The following is a 16,528-nucleotide window of genomic DNA, read 5'->3' as shown; positions in this document are numbered from 1 at the left end:
CGCGTCAAGTAAGGGAGGGTGGCGCGGCGTTCAGGCGCGCAGGGTGGCGCCGCCGTCCACGTACAGGTCGTGCAGGGTGATGTGCCGGGCCCGGTCGGAGACCAGGAAGGCGACGGCGTCGGCGATGTCGGCGGGGTCCGCGATCCGGCCGAGCGGAATGCCCACCCGGTAGGAGGCGGAGTCGCCGTTGATGACGCGCTCTGCGGCCTCGGCGTGGTCGTCGGTCCACAGCTGCCGCTGCATGTCGGTGTCGGTGGAGCCGGGCGACACGACGTTGCAGCGCACGCCGTCGCGGGCGACTTCGAGGCCGAGGCATTTGGTGAACATGGTGGCCGCCGCCTTGGACGCGGCGTACGCGGCCATCTGGGTGCGGGGCACCCCGGCCGCGTTCGAGCCCACCGTCACGATGGAGCCCTTGCCCCGTGCGGTCATCCGGCGGGCCGCGGCGCGCGCCGTGTGGAAGACACCGTTCGTGTTGACCGCGAAGGTCTCCGCCCAGTCGGCGTCGGAGAGTTCGACGACCGGGGCGGGCCGCAGGACGCCCGCCACATTGACGAGGATGTCCAACGGCCCTGCCGTGCGCTCGACTTCGTCGACGGCCGCGTCCACGGCGGCCGCGTCGGTGACGTCGAGGACAAGTCCTGTGATGCCCGAGCCCGCTTCCTGCAGCTTGACGTCGGGCGACCGGTCGGTGGCCACGACCCGCGCGCCGCGTTCGGCGAGCGCGCGGGCCACGGCCCTGCCGATGCCCCGGTTCGCACCGGTGACAAGGGCGACCCGTCCGGAAAGCTCCGACTCCGTTGTGCCGGAGGTCACTTGGCCATCGCCTTCTCTATGTCACCGAGGACCGAGACGGCGGCCTGCGCGCCACCGAGGCTGGTCCACTTCGAGCCGTCGATCTCGGTGACGTGGCCCTTCTTGACCGCGTCGAGCTCCTTGTACGCGGCCTTGCCCTTCAGCTCCTTGAAGAGGTCGGCGTCCGGGCCCTTGGAGGCGAGCGTGCCGATGAACAGCCAGTCGGCGTCGATCTGCTTCAGGTCCTCGTCGCTGAGCGGCGTGGAGTGGCCCTGGCCCTTGTCGTTCTGGATGCCGGGACGCTTGAAGTCCAGGTCCTTCAGGACGTCGGAGATGAACACGCCCTGCTGCATGACGGCGGTGCCCTTGGCGGAGTAGCGGGCGACGGAGACGCTGGAGCCCGCCTTGTCGCCGAGCTTCTTCTTCAGGGCGGCGGCCTTGGTGTCGTAGTCCTTGAGGAACGCGGTGGCCTCGTTGGACTTGCCGAGCGCCTTGCCGGTGAGCTCCAGGGACTTCTTCCAGTCCTTGGTCTTGTCGATGGTGACGACCGTCGGCGCGATCGCCTTGAGCTGCTTGAGCACCTGCGGGTCGGCGAGCTGGCCGGCGAGGATGACGTCAGGCTTGGCCTGCAGGACCTTCTCGATGTCGGGTCCGGTGACCGCGCCCACGACCGGGATGCCCTTGGCCTGGTCGGCCAGGTACTCGGGGGCGCCCTTCTGGCCGCGGCCCGCGGAGAGGCCGACCGGCTTGACGTCCAGGGCGAGGGCGGAGTCCAGGTCCATCTCGCTCAGCGCGACGACCTTCTCCGGATTGGCCGGAACCTTCACCTCCGCACCGGTGGCGTCGGTCACCGTGACGTCCTTCGCGGCGTTCTTCGCCTTCTCGCCCGAGCCGGAGCCGGAGTCGTCGGACGAGTCCGAACCGCAGGCGGAGAGCGTGAGCGCGGAGGCGATGGCGAGGGCTGCTACCGCGGTCAGCCGGGTGCGCGGGATGTGGTTCGAGGACATGTCCGTGGTCTCCATGCTTCAGTCGCCCGGGGGGTCAATCCGGACGTAAGGGATATCTCTTGCCGCGTCAGGGCATGGCGAACTGGCCCTGAGGGAACAGGGAGTTCGCCCGCACCCCGACTCGGGGCGCAAGGTCAAGGTTAGGTTAGGCTAAGTTCATGTTGGTTGCGCAAGGGGGGCAGGTCCCAACGTCCGGATCCAGACCTCCCATACCGGACTTGGCCAGGATGCATCGCCCCACGCTGTGGGCGGCCGCCGCCCTGTTCGTCCTGCTCCTGCTGCTCGGCCTGCTGTCTCTCCTGGTCGGGTCGGGGTCGACGCCGATGGGCCGCGCCTGGGACTTCCTCATGGGGGATCCCTCCGCGCGGGCCGACGGCCAGATCCGGCTCGCGGTCGTGGACGTACGCCTCCCGCGTACGCTCGCCGGCCTCCTGGTCGGCATCGCGCTCGGCGCGGCGGGCTGCCTCCTGCAGGCCGTCACCCGCAATCCGCTCGCCGAGACGGGACTCCTCGGGGTCAACTCCGGTGCGGCGCTCGGCGTGGTGATCGGTCTCACATACTTCGAAGTGACGTCCGCGTACGGGGTGTTGGTGTGGGCCCTGGTCGGCGGCATGGCCGCAAGCGCGGTGGTGCTGCTGCTCGCGGCGTCGGGACGGGCCGCGGGCTCACCCCTTCGCCTCGTCCTGGCCGGATCGGCGCTCGGCGCGACATTCCACGGCATGACGTCGTACGTCCTGCTCGGCACGCAGTCGACCTTCGACACCTACCGCTACTGGACCATCGGTTCGCTCGCCGGCATCAAGACCTCCGAGACCTACCCGCTGATCCCCATGATCGCGGCCGGTCTCGTCATCGCCTTCTGCTGCCTACGGCCCCTGTCCGCACTCGCACTCGGTGACGACAGCGCACGGTCGCTCGGCCACCACCCCGGCCGCATCCGCCTGATCGTCGCGGCGGCGGTCACACTGCTCGCCGGATCGGCGGTCGCCCTCGCGGGACCGATCGCCTTCCTCGGCCTGCTCGCCCCGTACGCCGCACGGACCGTCACCGGACCGCGGATCGCGGGCCAGTTGGTGCTGTCCGCGCTGATCGCGGCGAACGTGATGATCGTCGCGGATCTCCTGGCCCGCGTGGTCATCCGCCCCTGGGAGACCCCGGTGAGCGTCCTTCTCGCCTTTATCGGCGGCCCGTTGCTGATCTGGATCGCGCGGTCGCAGCGGATGTCGACGGCGGGGGTGGGCGCGTGAGTGCCGAGCGCATGCCTGAGGGTGCGGCGGGCGCGGTGCCCGATGGGGCGTCGGATTCCGCGCGGGGGGCCTCCGCGCCGGACCGTGCGGCGGGCGCGGGGGGTGGCGGGGCGTCGGATTCCGTGCCGGGGGCTTCCGTGCCGGACGGTGCTGCGGGTGCCACGCGGGGGCGGGCGTCGAACCGGGCGTCGGGCTCGGCGTCGGGCGGGGTGTCGGGTTCCGTGCGGGGGGCTTCCGTGCCGGACGGTGCTGCGGGTGCCACGCGGGGGCGGGCGTCGAAGCGGGTGTCGAACGGGGTGTCGGGCTCGGCGTCGGGCGGGGTGTCGGGTTCCGCGCGGGGGGCTTCCGTGCCGGACGGTGCTGCGGATGTCACGCGGGGGCGGGTGTCGAACGGGGTGTCGGGCCCGGCGTCGGGCGGGGTGTCGGGTTCCGCGCGGGGGGCTTCCGCGTCGGACGGGGCGTCGGGTTCCGCGCCGGGTTTCCCGCAGGGGCGTGCTGCGGATGCCACGCCGGGGCGCGCGTCGTACGGTGTGGGCGGCTCGGTGCCTGGCCCGGCGTCGGGCGGTTCGCAGGGCTCTGCAGCTGGTGCCGTACCCGGTGCCGGCGGCCCGCCGGATTCCGTTCACGGCCGTGCGCAGCACGCCGCCGACGTGACCCCGCCCGACTCCACGGCGGTCCGCGTAGGGACCTTCTCCTGGCTCTTCCCTTACCGCAGCGCCCTGGCCGCCGTCGGCCTCACGCTGCTCATCGCGGTGGTCGTCTCCCTTGCCGCCTTTGCCAGTTCGACGGGGATGAGCTTCTCCGACAGCCTCTCCGGGCTGCTCGGAACCGGCGACTCCGCCACCGTCATGCTCGTCCAGGACTTCCGGCTTCCGCGCATCGCCGTGGGCCTCATGGTCGGCGCGGCGCTCGGCATCGCCGGGTGTCTCACCCAGACCCTGGCCGGCAACCGGCTCGCCACACCGGACATCATCGGCGTCAACGAGGGCGCGACCGCGGCCGTCGTCGCCTCCGTCGTCGGCTCGTCCACCGGGATGATCGGTGACTGGTGGCTCGGCCCGCTGGGCGCCGCCGCCGCGGCCATGGTCGTCGTCGCCTGCGCGGGCGGCGCGGGCAGCGGCGGCTACCGGATCCTCGTCGTGGGCATCGGCGTCTCCACCGTCATCGGCGCCGTCACCGACCTCGTGATGTCCCGTGAGAACGACAACACCGCGGGCGGCGTCTTCCTCTGGACGGTCGGCTCACTCAACGGCCGCGACTGGAGCGTAGGTACGCCCTTGGCGTTCATTCTCCTCGTCCTCGTCCCCCTGGCCCTGGTCGCCGGAAGCCGCCTCCAACTCCTCCGTTTCGACGACGACATGGCGGCCACCCTCGGCGTCAACGTCCGCCGGGTGCGTGCCGCGACCCTCGCGCTCGCCGTCGCCCTGTCCGGCGCGGCCGTCGGCATCGGCGGCCCGATCGCCTTCGTAGCACTCGCCGCACCGGTCGTCGCAACCCGGCTGAGCGGCCCCACCCGCGTACCCGTCATCGGCTCGGCCCTGGTCGGCGCGGCCCTCGTGGGCGGCGCCGACGCGCTCGGCCGGGTCATCGCGCCCGTGGAGATCCCGGTCGGCGTCGTCACCAGCGTGCTCGGCGGACCCTTCCTCCTGTGGGTCCTCTTCGGCAAGAACTCCCAGCAGCAGAGCGGAAAGGCCTGACCCCCGTGCAACTGACCGTCGAGGCGCTCACCTCCGGCTATCCAGGGCACACCGCCGTGGACGGCGTCGACCTGACCATCCCCAGCGGACAGGTCGCCGCGATCGTCGGCCCCAACGGCTGCGGGAAATCGACGCTCCTTCGCTCCATCTCCCGGCTCCACAAGCCGAGTTCGGGCACGGTGCGTGCCGGTGACGAGGACGTGTGGCAGCTCACCCAGCGCCGCGCGGCCCACCGCATCGCGCTGCTCGCCCAGTCCCCGCAGGCGCCGGAGGCGGTCACCGTCGCCGGGCTCGTCCGCTACGGCCGTCACCCGCACCAGGGCCTGTTCCGCCAGTGGTCGCGGGAGGACGAGACGGCCGTACGGGACGCGCTTGAGGCCACCGGCACCACCGACCTCGCCGCGCGCCGCCTCGACCATCTCTCCGGCGGCCAGCGCCAGCGCTGCTGGCTGGCGATGGTCCTGGCACAGCAGACCCCGATCGTGCTGCTCGACGAACCGACCAGCGCGCTCGACCTCGGCCACGCGGTCGAAGTCCTCTCCCTCGTACGGGAGGTGGCCGCCGCGGGCCGCACCGTCGTCATGGTCCTGCACGACCTGGCGAGCGCCGCGCGGTACGCCGACACCGTGATCGCCATGAACGCGGGCAAGGTCGTGGCGAACGGCCCCGCCCGCGAGGTGGTGACCGCCGCCCTGGTCAAGGAGCTGTACGGCATCGAGGCGGACATCCTCCAGGCACCGGGCGACGGCTCCCCGGTGGTGGTGCCGGCGGTGACGGCGAAGGCGGAGGACACGAAAAAGGACACGAAGGTCACGACGACCGGCTGACGGCTCAGATCGCGAGATCCGCGAGTGTCACGACCGGCGTGATCGTGACGATCTGCGCGACCGGCGCGATCTGCGTGACCGTCAGGCCAGGCCGCGCGGCCGCGAACTCCGCCGCCGTCCCCGCAAGCCTCACCGCCCCGTCGTCGCGAAGGTCACGACGGTCGGCTGACGGCTCAGATCGCAACAGCCGCAACAGCCGCAACAGCCGCGACTGTCACGACCGGCGCGATCGTGACGACCCGCGCGCCCCGCGCGACCGTCACGCCGACCGCGCCGCCGCGAAGTCCGCCGCCGTCCACGCCAGCCCCACCGCCCCGTCGACCATGGCCTGCTCGGCGGTGGGCGTCGCGGACGCCGCGGCGAACTCCGGCTGGTGCGGAGCGCAGCCGCCCCCGCTGATGTCGAGCACCGGGTGGATCGACGGCACGACGTGCGACACATTGCCCATGTCGGTGGAGGCGAACGGGCCGCGCTGCTGCGGCTCGGGCCGCCCGAGCTCCCGGGCGTTGGCCGTCCACAGCGCGGTGAGCGCGGCATCGGACCGGAAGTCGAGGTAGTCCGGCGCCGGCTGCTCCAGATCCAGCGCGCACCCGGCCGCTAGCGCACCCGCACGGAAACAGTCCGCCACCCGCTCGCGCAGCTCCCGCAACTCCTCGACGGACGGCGTCCGCAGCGCGTACGCGGCGCTCGCCCGCTCGGGAATGGCGTTGAGCGCGGTCCCCGCCTCGGTGGTGATCCCGTGCACCTTCCACTCGCCCGGCAGCTGCTGCCTCAGCAGCCCGAGCGCCACCTGCGCCACGGTCAGCGCGTCCGCCGCGTTCCGCCCGTCCTGCGGGTTGAGCGTGGCGTGCGCGGACTTCCCCGTGTACGTCGCCGAGAGCGCCCCCATCGCGTACGAACGGAAGTCGGCCACCTCGAACGGACAGGGATGGATCATCATCGCCGCGTCGACCCCGTCGAAGGCACCGGCGTCGATCAGCAGCGCCTTGCCGGCCCCGCTCTCCTCGGCGGGGGTCCCCAACACCCGGACGGTGAGCCCCAGTTGATCCGCGAACGGGGCAAGACCGAGCGCGGCCCCCACGCCCGCCGCCGCGATGAGATTGTGCCCGCAGGCATGCCCCATCCCCGGCAGCGCGTCGTACTCACAGGCCAGCGCGACGGTCACCGGACCCGAGCCCACGGTCGCCTCGAAGGCGGTCTCGAGCCCGTACGCGGGAGCGGTCACCGCGAAGCCGTGGTCGCGCAGCACATCGCCACACCACCCGGCGGCCCGCCGCTCCTCGAAGGCGATCTCCGGATGGCCGTGGATCCGCCGGCTGAGTCCGACCAGCTCTTCGCGCACCCCGCCGATCCGCGCCCGGATCCCCGCCTTGACCTGGTCCGCGCCGCCTGCCACGTCGTCTCCTCGCCGCTTCTGTCCGCTCGTGCCGGAACAGCTTAAGGGGGCTCAGTTCCAGAGCGTGGTCGTCAGGTGCGGCCCCGGCCGACACTCATGGGTCAACTCATGGGTCAAAAAAACTTGTCAACCGCGCGTGGGTTCTGGGGTTCGTGTTGCATATAACCATCGTGGGACAGTTACGGGGAACGACGAGCAGCCTGAGGACGCAGGGGTATCAGCCTGGGCAAGGCGATCCGCCGCAGGAGATCCGCGATCATCTTGCGACGTACGGATACGGCGTGCTGCGGGACCTGATCCGTTCGAGGCAGATCTACGAACGGTGCGCTGCCAGGGGCCGCCCCGTAAGACCGACCTCCGCCGACCTCGAAGCTCTGCGCCTTTCGCCCGACGAGCGCCATGTCCTGGCCGGCGAGACTCTCCTCGCCGTCCTGGAAGACCTGGACAAGGTGTGGTCCACCTGGGATGTACGGAGGGGAGCGGCACTGGAGACGTACTTCGTGGGCAGCCTGGTCCTGTACTTCCCTGCGGTCTTCCGCAAGTGGCAGCGGACCCGCCGACGCCTGCTTCTCCCGCGCGACGCCGATGCTGCCGCGCTGTCCGTCAAGGTCACCCAGGCCGACCCCGCCCTCGGCGTCGTGGCCCGCGACGCGCTGGAGCGGGCGCTGCGGACAGCCGGGCCCGAAGTCAGCGCCGTGCTCGGGCTGGTGGCTGCCGGTTACCCGCACAGCGAGATCGCCGAGCGCCTCCGGATCAGTGAGCGAGCCGTCGAGGGACGGCTCTATCGCTTCCGCAGGCAGATCCGGAACGGCCGCGTGGGCCAGGACCTGAGAGACGTCTTCCGGGAGCAGACCGCTCTGCGCGTACGACAGAGGTGACGGCCCGCGTGTGACCGGCCGAGCGCCGCGCACATCCTGATCGCTCCTCGGGGGCCGGTGGCCCGTGCGTCCATCAGGCCACGAACCCGGCAGGTGCACCGGGCCGAGCCGCTTCGCGGTCGCGCAAGCGCGAGCCCGGCGCACCTGCCGGAACCGTGGCAGATGGTGCACACGGGCCACCGGCCCCCGAGGAGGAACCATGGACCAGCGCACGACGGCGAGACCGAGACCGGCAACGCACCCGCCGCCCGCAGACACAGTTCGCATCAGTGCGAGCGAGCCCGCAGGCAATGACTGACCCGCCCATATCGCCCGCCCATATCGCCCGCCGATATCGACACCCTTCCCGAAGTCCCGCCTCCAGCAGGCGGGGCTTCGTGGTTTTCCGACCCTGTGCGCATGGCCCGAGGGCCGTCCGCGCTCCTCGACACTTCCCGGAGGGAATCCGATGAGCTCCAAGACCACGCCACCGCCCGCCCCGCCGTTCTTCGAACTGCGCATCGGCGGAATGCGTGTGACGATCCAGCAGGTGCCGTACCGCCTGGTGGCCCTTGCCGCCGCGGTCGTGGGCCCGCTCGCGGGCGCGAGCTGGTTCGCCCGATGAACGTGCCCCGCGGCCGGAGGGGCGGATGAGGCAGTCGGGCCGGTCGGGCGAGACGGTCCGGACGGCCCAGACGGGTCACACCGGAAGGAGACGCCCGATCAGCGCGCTGAGCTGCCGCGCGTTGCGGCACTCGTACATCTCGACGAGCTCGGCGTAGGTGCCGGCCACCGAGTCGCCGGTCTGCCACAGGGCGCGGCGTTCGGGGTTGAGCCAGTAGACCCGCCGGGCACGCGAGGCGATGTCGCGCAGGGCGTGGACGTTCGGGTCGCTCATGTTCGTGCGGGCGTCGCCGAGGATGAAGACCGTGCTGCGCGGGGTGATCACCCGCGTATGGCACTCGGCGAACTCGCCGAGCGATGTGCCGTAGTCGCTGCCCCCGTGATAGCGCGTCACGGCGGCCGCGGAGACGATGCGGCCGCTGAGGCCCTCGGGGTCGGCCGAGCCGCGCGCGATGAGGTCGGTCACCTCGTCGACGCGGTTGACGAAGGCGAACACCCGCACCTTGCTGAACTGGTCGTGCAGCGCCTGCACAAGCAGCATCGTGAAGTTGGCGAAGCCCGCCACGGAGCCCGACACATCGCACAGGAGCACCAGTTCGGGACGGACCGGGCGACGGCGGCGCAGCACGGGGCGCATCGGGACGCCGCCCGTGGACAGCGAGCCGCGCAGCGTGCGGCGCAGGTCGATCCGGCCGCGGGCCGCACGGCGGCGGCGTGCGGCGAGCCGGGTGGCGAGTTTGCGGGCCAGCGGCTGCACCGTCCTGCGCAGTTCGTCGAGCTGGGCGCGGCCCGCGATCAGGAAGTCGACGCGGTCGGCGGTCGGGGCGATCGCCCGCCGCGCGATCTGGTCCGCGCCACGCCGCTCGGCCACCCTGCGGCGTGCCTCGCCGCCCACGAGGGTGCGGAAGTCCTCGATGCGGCGGCGGATCTCGTCCGCTTCGATGCGGTCGGTGAACCCGGAGTCGGCGGAGCCGGCGCGGATAGCGGCCAGAACGCGCGCTAGGAGCGTCTCCGGGCGCAGTCGCTGGAGCGTCTGGTGGGATGACCAGCCGTCCGAGCCACTGGACCCCTCCGAGCCGCCGGATCCACCGGATCCACCGGACCCGTCCGCTCCCGGACGCGTCCCGTATCCGCCCATGCCGTCCACCGCCTCCGCCGCCAACTGGGCAAGCAGCGCCCGGTCGTTGGCGGCAAGCGCGGCGGTGAGGCGGTCGCGCAGCTCGTCCCTGTCGAACTCCCGCCCGGCGCCGTCCGGTGCGTCGGGAGCGCCGACCCCGCGCGGAAAGTACAGATCGAAGACCGGATCGAAGACCGGGCGCTGCCCCTCACTGTGCAGCAGCGCCGCCGCCAGGCCTTCGCGCACCCGCTCCCGGTCGCTCAGGCCGAGGGCCTCGATGGCCTGCCCGGCGTCCACCGTCTCGCCCGTACCGATCCGGATGCCGTGCGAGCGCAGCGCCTGGACGAGGGCCGTCAGACGCTCCGGGACGCCGGTCGGGGACGGCGCGTTCACACGGCGTCCAGGTCCAGCTTGGCCGCCGCCTTCAGCACGTCGTCCTGGTGCTTGAGCACGACGCCGAGACTGTCGCGTACGACGTCCTCGTCCAGGGAGTGGGCGCCCAGGGCGAGCAGTGTGCGGGCCCAGTCGATGGTCTCCGCGACCGATGGCACCTTGCGCAGGTCCATCGCGCGCAGCGCGCCGACCACGCGGACGACGGACCGGGCCAGCGTCTCGTCGAGCCCCGGCACCTTCAGCCGTACGATGCGGCGCTCCAACTCCTCCTCGGGGAAGCCGATGTGCAGGAAGAGGCAGCGGCGGCGCAGCGCCTCGGACAGCTCGCGGCTCGCGTTCGAGGTGAGGACGGTGAACGGGCGCCGCGTCGCGGTGATCGTGCCCAGTTCGGGGACGGTGACCTGGAAGTCGCTGAGCACTTCGAGGAGCAGCCCCTCCACCTCGACGTCCGCCTTGTCGGTCTCGTCGATCAGGAGGACCTTGGGGTCGCTGCCGCGGATGGCGGTGAGCAGCGGTCGCGGGAGCAGGAACTCCTCGCTGAAGATGTCCGTACGCGTCTCGTCCCACGACTCGTCGCGGCCCGCGGTGATGCGCAGGAGCTGCTTGGCGTGGTTCCACTCGTACAGGGCGCGGGACTCGTCCACGCCCTCGTAGCACTGGAGCCGCACGAGCGTCGCGTCCGCGACCTCCGCGACCGCCTTGGCCAGCTCGGTCTTGCCGACGCCCGCCGGACCTTCCACGAGGAGGGGCTTGCCCAGGCGGTCGGCGAGGAAGACGGTCGTGGCGACGGCGGTCGACGCCAGATACCCCGTCTCGGCGAGCCGCTCGGCGACATCGTCCACGGATGTGAAGAGCAACGGAGCCTCCGGTGGGCAGTGGGCAGTGGGCAGTGGGCATTGGGCGCTGGGCACTAGGCACTGGGCACGGAACGACACGATGACTCCCGCCACTTGATCAGCCTCCGGGCCCCGTACACAACGGGGCGGCCGTGTTTGGGTCGTACGTCACGTGGCGCCGCGGCACCGGCCACGGGCTGCTGGGTCTTGTCCTGAGACCCACCGGGTCCCGGGCGTCCTTCTTGCATCCCCCTCGTATCCTTGCGGCATGAGGCGGACCTCCTTTGCCGACTGGCCCTGCTCCATCGCCCGCACCATGGACCTGCTGGGCGACTGGTGGACTCCGCTGGTGCTGCGCGAGGCGTTCTACGGCATCAAACGCTTCGACGCCTTCCAGCAGGAGCTCGGCATCGCGCGCAACACGCTCACCGACCGGCTGCGCCGCCTGGTCGACGAGGGCCTGATGGAGAAGCGCGCTTACCAGAGCGAGCCGGTGCGCTACGACTACCTCCTCACCGAGAAGGGCCGCGACTTCTTCGGCGTCCTGGCGGCGATGAACAGCTGGGGCAACCGCTGGCTGAGCGGCGACGAGGGGCCGCCGGTCGTCTTCCACCACGACCGCTGCGGGCACGAGGCCGCCGCCGAGGTGGTCTGCGCGCACTGCAAGGAGCCGATGACGGCCGCGGACACCACCGCGCGCATGGGCCCCGGCTACCCGGCGCGACTGGCCGAACGGCCGGACGTCCAGAAGCGCTTCAGCCGCTGACCACCCTCCCCACGCCCGTCCCTGCACACCCTTGACGAGTAAGTCTATCTACGCAACTCTCGTGGTCAGGGACGACTTCAGCGACGACAGAGAGGCGACCCACGATGGAGTGGACGGGCGCGCGTTACGCGGACACGCCGACGGCCGAGGCGCGCAGGGAGATCGCGGCGTCACCGGAACGCGTGTGGGAACTGGTGGCCGACATCGGCCTGATGCCCACGCTGAGCGCGGAGCTGCGGTCGGTCGAGTGGCTCGACGGGGCGACATCGCCCACGACCGGCGCCCGGTTCGTCGGCCGCAGCGAGCACGAGTCGTTCGGTGCGTGGGAGACGACGTCGTACGTCGTGGAGTGCGAGGCGCCGCGGGTCTTCGCCTGGGCGGTCGAGGACCCCGAACACCCCAGCGCCGTATGGCGGTTCAGCCTGCGGGCGCGGGGCGACGGCGGCACCGATCTCACCCAGTGGATGCAGCTGGGCCCCGGACGCTCGGGGCTCTCCTTCGCGATCGACCGGATGCCGGAGAAGGAACAGAAGATCGTCTTCGTACGGATGAGGGAGTTCGAGCGGAACATGGCGGCCACGCTGGACGCGATCAAGGAGCTGGCCGAGGGCACCCCGGCTCCCTCCGAAGGGCAGGGCGCCTGATGCGTACGTCGACGACGATCGAGGCGTCGGGAGCGAACTGGCGGGAGACGGCCGACTTCGTCACCGAGGCGGAGAAGCTCGGGATGGACATCTGCTGGGTCGCCGAGGCCTGGGGCGCCGAAGCGCCGTCCCCGCTCGGCTACTTGGCGGCGCGCACCGAACGGATGACGCTCGGCTCCGGGATCATCCAGCTCGCGACCCGGACCCCGGCGGCCATCGCCCGGGCGGCGATCACCCTCTCGAACATCTCGGAGGGCCGCTTCATCCTCGGGCTCGGCCCCTCCGGGCCACAGGTGATCGAGGGCCTGCACGGAGTGCCGTTCGCCCGCCCGCTGACGCGGATGCGGGAGACGGTGGAGATCGTCCGCCAGGCGGCCACGGGCGAGAAGATCTCCTACACGGGACGGGAGTTCACCCTCCCGCTGCCCGGCGGCGACGCCAGGCCCATGCGCCTGTCGATGCGCGCCGAACACGACCTGCCCGTCTATCTGGCCACCCTCTCGCCCAAGATGCTCCGCCTGACCGGCGAGATCGCGGACGGCTGGCTCGGCACCAGCTTTGTGCCGGAGGGCGCGAAGGAGGCGTACTTCGACCACCTGGACGCCGGCCTGGCCGCCGCCGGGCGCACCCGCGCCGACCTGAACGTCTGCCAGGGCGCCGAAGTCGCCTTCGCCGACGACGAGGACGCGCTGCGCACGATGGTCGCGGGCCGCAAGAAGGAACTCGCCTTCAGCCTGGGCGGCATGGGCTCCGCCACCACCAACTACTACAACAACGCCTACAGCAGGCAGGGTTGGGCCGATATCGCCGCCGAGGTCCGCACCCGCTGGCAGTCCGGCGACCGCGACGGCGCGGCCGCCCTGATCACCGACGAGATGGTCCTGGCCACCACCCTCATCGGCACCGAGCCCATGGTCCGCGCCCGCCTGCGCGTCTGGCGCGACGCGGGCGTGGACACGGTCCGCTTCTACCCGGCGGGCGAGAGCCTGGAGGCGCGGCTTGCGACGTTGGGGTGGGCGATCGAGCTGGTGCGGGAGGTGGAGCGGGAGCCGGGCGCGCCTACCGGGCGGCCCGCAGCCGCCACAGCGACGTGACCTCCGCCGCGCGGGCCTTGTGCAAGGGGTCCGCCGGGTCGGTCGGTCTGCGGTGGCGGGGTCTTGTGGTGAGGCGGTCCTGGATGTGCAGGCCCGCCGCGGTGATCGCCGAGCGGAGTTCGCCGGGGGAGCGCAGGCCGAGGTGTTCGGCGAGGTCCGACATGATCAGCCAGCCTTCGCCGCCGGGCAGCAGATGATCGGCGAGGCCTGAGAGGAAGCCGTGCAGCATGGTGCCTGCGGGGTCGTAGACGCCTTGCTCCAGTGCCGAGTTGGGCCTGGCGGGGAGCCAGGGCGGGTTGCACACGACCAGGGCGGCGCGGCCCGGCGGGTAGAGCCCGCAGCCGGTGGCGATCTCCACTCGGGAGGTCAGGCCCAGGCGGTTCATGTTGTCGGCGGCGCACACCGCGGCCCGCGGATTGCTGTCCGTGGCCACGACGTGCCGCACGCCCCGGTGGGCCAGGACCGCCGCCAGGACACCGGTGCCGGTGCCGAGGTCGAAGGCCCTCGCCCCGTGGGCCGCGGCCGGCAGCGGCGCCCGCGCGACCAGGTCGACGTACTCGCCCCTGACCGGTGAGAACACGCCGTAGTGCGGGTGGATCCTGGCGCCGATCGCGGGGATGTCCACACCCTTCGTACGCCATTGATGCGCGCCGATGACGCCGAGCAGTTCCCGCAGCGGGACCGCCCACGGGCCGTCGCCCCGGGGTGGGCCGTACGCCTCTTCGCAGGCGGCGCGGACGTCGGGCGCTCTGCGCAGGCCGAGCGTGTGGTCCTCGCCCAGCGGCACCAGGAGCTTGGCGAGGACACGGGCACGGTGTCCCGCGGCCCGGCGGTGGAGGTGGAAGGCGGCCGTCGGCGAGGCGGCCGGGGCAGGGGCAGGGCTTTTGCGGTCGATGCGGCGGGCCATGGCGCGCAGCATCTGGCGCGCCTGCTGGAAGTCGCCCTGCCACAGCAGAGCGGTGCCTTCGCAGGCCAGACGGTGGGCGGTGGCGGCGCTCAGCCGGTCGTCGGCCGGGACGACGCGGACGGGCCGCGGCATCCCGGTCTCGGAGCGCCAGCGGACGGTGTGCTCGGCATCGCCGTCGGTCCAGTGGATCCGGTGGATCTCGGACACAGATACTCCTCAGAGGGTGAACGTGCGGGGCACGAACAGCACTTCGACGAGGAGCGGGAGGTGGAAGGGCCCGTGGAGGGCCGGGCAGTGGGCTCAGTGGAGCCGCGGCTCCCGCGTCGAAGTGCGGGAGGAGTCGCCGAGCACCAGACCGGGCACCGGACGCGGTGCCGGACCGGGCACTGTGCCGAGCGTCATCACCGGCTCCTTCGAGGAGATGGGGGAGTGGGGCCGAGCGCATGCCTCAGCCGAATGAATGTCTCATACGTGAAGACGCGCCCGCAATCGCCTTTTCCGTCCCCAGGGCGCCGCCGCCGCACACCCCTGACCTGCGCGCCCGATGATCGTCAACTGGCGCTGCTGCAGGGCCTGTTGGCGTGGCGACCTTCACGATCTACCCTGGGATCCGCCTTGAGGGGGGTCGCATGAGCGGACGTGTCGAGCACACCCGGAGCAGCGGACGGCCGGCACCTGCGGGGAAGGGTGAGCGGGTCGCCGACTGGGCGGACGGCCGCCTCGGCATCAACTCCCTGGCCAAGACGCAGATGCGCAAGGTCTTCCCGGACCACTGGTCCTTCATGTTCGGCGAGATCTGTCTCTACAGCTTTCTGATCCTGATCCTCACCGGGATCTATCTGACCCTCTTCTTCGAGCCGAGCGGCGCCGAGGTCGTCTACGACGGTGTCTACACACCGCTCAAGGGCATCCAGATGACCCGGGCGTACGAGTCCACGGTCGACATCAGCATGGAGGTGCGCGGCGGTCTGCTGATCCGGCAGATCCACCACTGGGCCGCGGTCGTCTTCGTCGCCGCGATGCTCGTGCACATGATGCGGGTGTTCTTCACCGGGGCGTTCCGCAAGCCGCGCGAGCTCAACTGGCTGTTCGGCTGGACCCTGTTGTTCCTCGGGATCATCACGGGGCTCACCGGCTACTCGCTCCCGGACGACCTGCTCTCCGGCACCGGCATCCGCTTCGCGCAGGGCGCCATCCTGTCCGTCCCGGTCATCGGGACGTATCTCTCCTTCTTCCTCTTCGGTGGAGAGTTCCCCGGCGACGACATCATTCCGCGGCTCTTCAGCGTGCATGTGCTGCTGCTGCCGGGGATCATGCTGGGGCTCGTCGTCGCCCATCTGATCCTGGTCTTCTACCACAAGCACACGCAGTTCGCCGGGCCCGGCAGGACCGAGAAGAACGTCATCGGGGCGCCCTTCCTGCCCATCTACATCGCCAAGGCCGGCGGCTTCTTCTTCCTCGTCTTCGGCGTCCTCGCGGTCATGGGGGCGATCGCCACCATCAACCCCGTGTGGGCGATGGGCCCCTACCGTCCCGATCTGGTCTCCACGGGAGCCCAGCCCGACTGGTATCTGGGCTTCTCCGAGGGGCTGATCCGGGTGATGCCCAGCTGGGAGATCAACGCCTGGGGGCACACGCTCCAACTCGGCGTCTTCATCCCGTTCTCGCTCTTCCCGCTGATCATGGTGGCGATCGCGGTCTATCCGTTCATCGAGGCCTGGGTCACCGGCGACAAGCGGGAGCACCACATCGCGGACCGGCCGCGCAACGCACCCGTGCGCACCGGTCTCGGCGTGGCGTGGCTGACGCTGTTCGGCATCCTGATGATCGGCGGCGGCAACGACCTGTGGGCCACGCACTTCCATCTCTCCATCAACGCGATCACCTGGTTCGTACGCGTCGGCTTCTTCGCGGGACCGGTCATCGCCTACGTCATCACCCACCGATGGTGCATGGGCCTGCAGCTCCGCGACCGCGAGAAGGCGCTGCACGGGCGGGAGAGCGGCACGATCAAACGGCTGCCGCACGGCGAGTACGTAGAGGTCCATGTGCCCCTCAGTCAGGGTGAGTTGTACACGCTCACGGCGCACGAGCAGCCCAAGCCGTACGAGATCGGGCCGCTGGTGGACGCGAACGGCGTGGCCCGCAAGGTCACCCGGGGCCAGCGGCTGCGGGCGCGCCTGGGGCGGGCCATGTACGGGCCTTCGGCGCAGGTGCCCAAGGCGACGCCCGAGGAGTATCTGGAGATCCAGCGGGGCGGCGGTGACTCTCACCACTGACAGGGGCCGATCGCCACGCGGCGGAGGCGCTGCGGTTAGCCT

General features: G+C 71.4%; 16 protein-coding genes. 9 read left to right on the top strand and 7 right to left on the bottom strand.

The features are described from left to right. Positions 1-30 precede the first annotated feature (30 nt). Together AB0G47_RS04730 and AB0G47_RS04725 are read right to left on the bottom strand one after the other, a co-directional pair. Complete coding sequence (locus AB0G47_RS04730; RefSeq protein ID WP_360764072.1) at positions 31-816, bottom strand: 2,3-dihydro-2,3-dihydroxybenzoate dehydrogenase; 786 nt, start codon at positions 814-816, stop codon at positions 31-33. Continuing rightward, positions 813-1,802: an iron-siderophore ABC transporter substrate-binding protein gene (locus tag AB0G47_RS04725; RefSeq protein ID WP_360764070.1), complete on the bottom strand. Its 990-nt coding sequence runs from the start codon at positions 1,800-1,802 to the stop codon at positions 813-815. Before AB0G47_RS04725 ends, AB0G47_RS04730 begins: the two co-directional genes overlap by 4 nt. 227 nt (positions 1,803-2,029) lie before the next feature. Between AB0G47_RS04725 and AB0G47_RS04720 the strand changes: the two genes are divergently transcribed. From AB0G47_RS04720 to AB0G47_RS04710, 3 genes are all read left to right on the top strand, one after another. Beyond that, positions 2,030-3,049 carry an iron ABC transporter permease gene (locus AB0G47_RS04720; RefSeq protein WP_360765094.1) on the top strand — a complete coding sequence of 340 codons (1,020 nt, stop codon included), beginning with the start codon at positions 2,030-2,032 and terminating at the stop codon, positions 3,047-3,049. Between the two features lie 650 nt (positions 3,050-3,699). Beyond that, positions 3,700-4,746 (top strand): iron ABC transporter permease, encoded by a 1,047-nt coding sequence (locus AB0G47_RS04715; RefSeq protein WP_360764068.1) that lies wholly within the window; start codon positions 3,700-3,702, stop codon positions 4,744-4,746. Between the two features lie 5 nt (positions 4,747-4,751). After that, positions 4,752-5,573, top strand: a complete 822-nt coding sequence (locus tag AB0G47_RS04710; RefSeq protein WP_360764066.1) for an ABC transporter ATP-binding protein — start codon at positions 4,752-4,754, stop codon at positions 5,571-5,573. 4 nt (positions 5,574-5,577) lie between these two features. On the opposite strand, the gene AB0G47_RS04705 is transcribed toward AB0G47_RS04710, so the two are convergent. Together AB0G47_RS04705 and AB0G47_RS04700 are read right to left on the bottom strand one after the other, a co-directional pair. Continuing rightward, positions 5,578-5,706, bottom strand: a complete 129-nt coding sequence (locus AB0G47_RS04705) for a hypothetical protein (RefSeq protein ID WP_360764064.1) — start codon at positions 5,704-5,706, stop codon at positions 5,578-5,580. A 126-nt stretch (positions 5,707-5,832) separates the two neighbouring features. Further along, entirely contained in the window at positions 5,833-6,936 is a 1,104-nt protein-coding gene (locus AB0G47_RS04700) for an amidohydrolase (protein ID WP_360765091.1), read from the bottom strand. A 314-nt stretch (positions 6,937-7,250) separates the two neighbouring features. Between AB0G47_RS04700 and AB0G47_RS04695 the strand changes: the two genes are divergently transcribed. Together AB0G47_RS04695 and AB0G47_RS04690 are read left to right on the top strand one after the other, a co-directional pair. Continuing rightward, on the top strand, positions 7,251-7,847 hold the full coding sequence (locus tag AB0G47_RS04695) for a hypothetical protein (protein WP_360764062.1): 597 nt from the start codon (positions 7,251-7,253) through the stop codon (positions 7,845-7,847). Between the two features lie 448 nt (positions 7,848-8,295). Continuing rightward, positions 8,296-8,451, top strand: coding sequence for a hypothetical protein (locus tag AB0G47_RS04690; RefSeq protein WP_360764061.1), 156 nt, complete (start codon positions 8,296-8,298; stop codon positions 8,449-8,451). A gap of 75 nt (positions 8,452-8,526) precedes the next feature. Here the strand turns inward: AB0G47_RS04690 and AB0G47_RS04685 are convergent, their stop codons facing one another. Both AB0G47_RS04685 and AB0G47_RS04680 read right to left on the bottom strand, forming a co-directional pair. Continuing rightward, positions 8,527-9,960 (bottom strand): VWA domain-containing protein, encoded by a 1,434-nt coding sequence (locus AB0G47_RS04685; protein WP_360764059.1) that lies wholly within the window; start codon positions 9,958-9,960, stop codon positions 8,527-8,529. Next, positions 9,957-10,817, bottom strand: coding sequence for a MoxR family ATPase (locus AB0G47_RS04680; protein ID WP_360764057.1), 861 nt, complete (start codon positions 10,815-10,817; stop codon positions 9,957-9,959). Before AB0G47_RS04680 ends, AB0G47_RS04685 begins: the two co-directional genes overlap by 4 nt. Before the next feature lie 247 nt (positions 10,818-11,064). Between AB0G47_RS04680 and AB0G47_RS04675 the strand changes: the two genes are divergently transcribed. The 3 genes from AB0G47_RS04675 (at position 11,065) to AB0G47_RS04665 (ending at position 13,300) form a co-directional block, all read left to right on the top strand. Further along, the gene (locus AB0G47_RS04675) at positions 11,065-11,562 is read left to right on the top strand and encodes a helix-turn-helix domain-containing protein (protein ID WP_360764056.1); all 498 of its coding nucleotides are present in this window, start codon (positions 11,065-11,067) and stop codon (positions 11,560-11,562) included. A 104-nt stretch (positions 11,563-11,666) separates the two neighbouring features. Beyond that, positions 11,667-12,206 carry an SRPBCC family protein gene (locus tag AB0G47_RS04670; RefSeq protein WP_360764055.1) on the top strand — a complete coding sequence of 180 codons (540 nt, stop codon included), beginning with the start codon at positions 11,667-11,669 and terminating at the stop codon, positions 12,204-12,206. After that, on the top strand, positions 12,206-13,300 hold the full coding sequence (locus tag AB0G47_RS04665; RefSeq protein WP_360764053.1) for an LLM class flavin-dependent oxidoreductase: 1,095 nt from the start codon (positions 12,206-12,208) through the stop codon (positions 13,298-13,300). The genes AB0G47_RS04670 and AB0G47_RS04665 overlap by 1 nt, the downstream gene beginning before the upstream one ends. Here the strand turns inward: AB0G47_RS04665 and AB0G47_RS04660 are convergent. Next, positions 13,266-14,405 carry a class I SAM-dependent methyltransferase gene (locus tag AB0G47_RS04660; protein ID WP_360765088.1) on the bottom strand — a complete coding sequence of 380 codons (1,140 nt, stop codon included), beginning with the start codon at positions 14,403-14,405 and terminating at the stop codon, positions 13,266-13,268. The genes AB0G47_RS04665 and AB0G47_RS04660 overlap by 35 nt on opposite strands. 431 nt (positions 14,406-14,836) lie before the next feature. On the opposite strand from AB0G47_RS04660, the gene AB0G47_RS04655 reads away from it, so the two are divergent. After that, the gene (locus AB0G47_RS04655; RefSeq protein WP_360764052.1) at positions 14,837-16,486 is read left to right on the top strand and encodes a cytochrome bc complex cytochrome b subunit; all 1,650 of its coding nucleotides are present in this window, start codon (positions 14,837-14,839) and stop codon (positions 16,484-16,486) included. Positions 16,487-16,528 lie beyond the last annotated feature (42 nt).

Origin of the sequence: Streptomyces sp. NPDC021622, assembly GCF_040640795.1 — a bacterium.
Classification (GTDB): Bacteria; Actinomycetota; Actinomycetes; order Streptomycetales; family Streptomycetaceae; genus Streptomyces.
The sequence above is the reverse complement of the archived record's forward strand: the minus strand, read 5'-3'. Positions and strand labels throughout refer to the sequence as shown.

Coding starts and splice junctions, on each gene's coding strand:
- AB0G47_RS04690 (WP_360764061.1), top strand. CDS start 8,296: ATGAGCTCCAAGACCACGCCACCGCCCGCCCCGCCGTTCTTCGAACTG.
- AB0G47_RS04670 (WP_360764055.1), top strand. CDS start 11,667: ATGGAGTGGACGGGCGCGCGTTACGCGGACACGCCGACGGCCGAGGCG.
- AB0G47_RS04665 (WP_360764053.1), top strand. CDS start 12,206: ATGCGTACGTCGACGACGATCGAGGCGTCGGGAGCGAACTGGCGGGAG.
- AB0G47_RS04725 (WP_360764070.1), bottom strand. CDS start 1,802: ATGTCCTCGAACCACATCCCGCGCACCCGGCTGACCGCGGTAGCAGCC.
- AB0G47_RS04655 (WP_360764052.1), top strand. CDS start 14,837: ATGAGCGGACGTGTCGAGCACACCCGGAGCAGCGGACGGCCGGCACCT.
- AB0G47_RS04675 (WP_360764056.1), top strand. CDS start 11,065: ATGAGGCGGACCTCCTTTGCCGACTGGCCCTGCTCCATCGCCCGCACC.
- AB0G47_RS04720 (WP_360765094.1), top strand. CDS start 2,030: ATGCATCGCCCCACGCTGTGGGCGGCCGCCGCCCTGTTCGTCCTGCTC.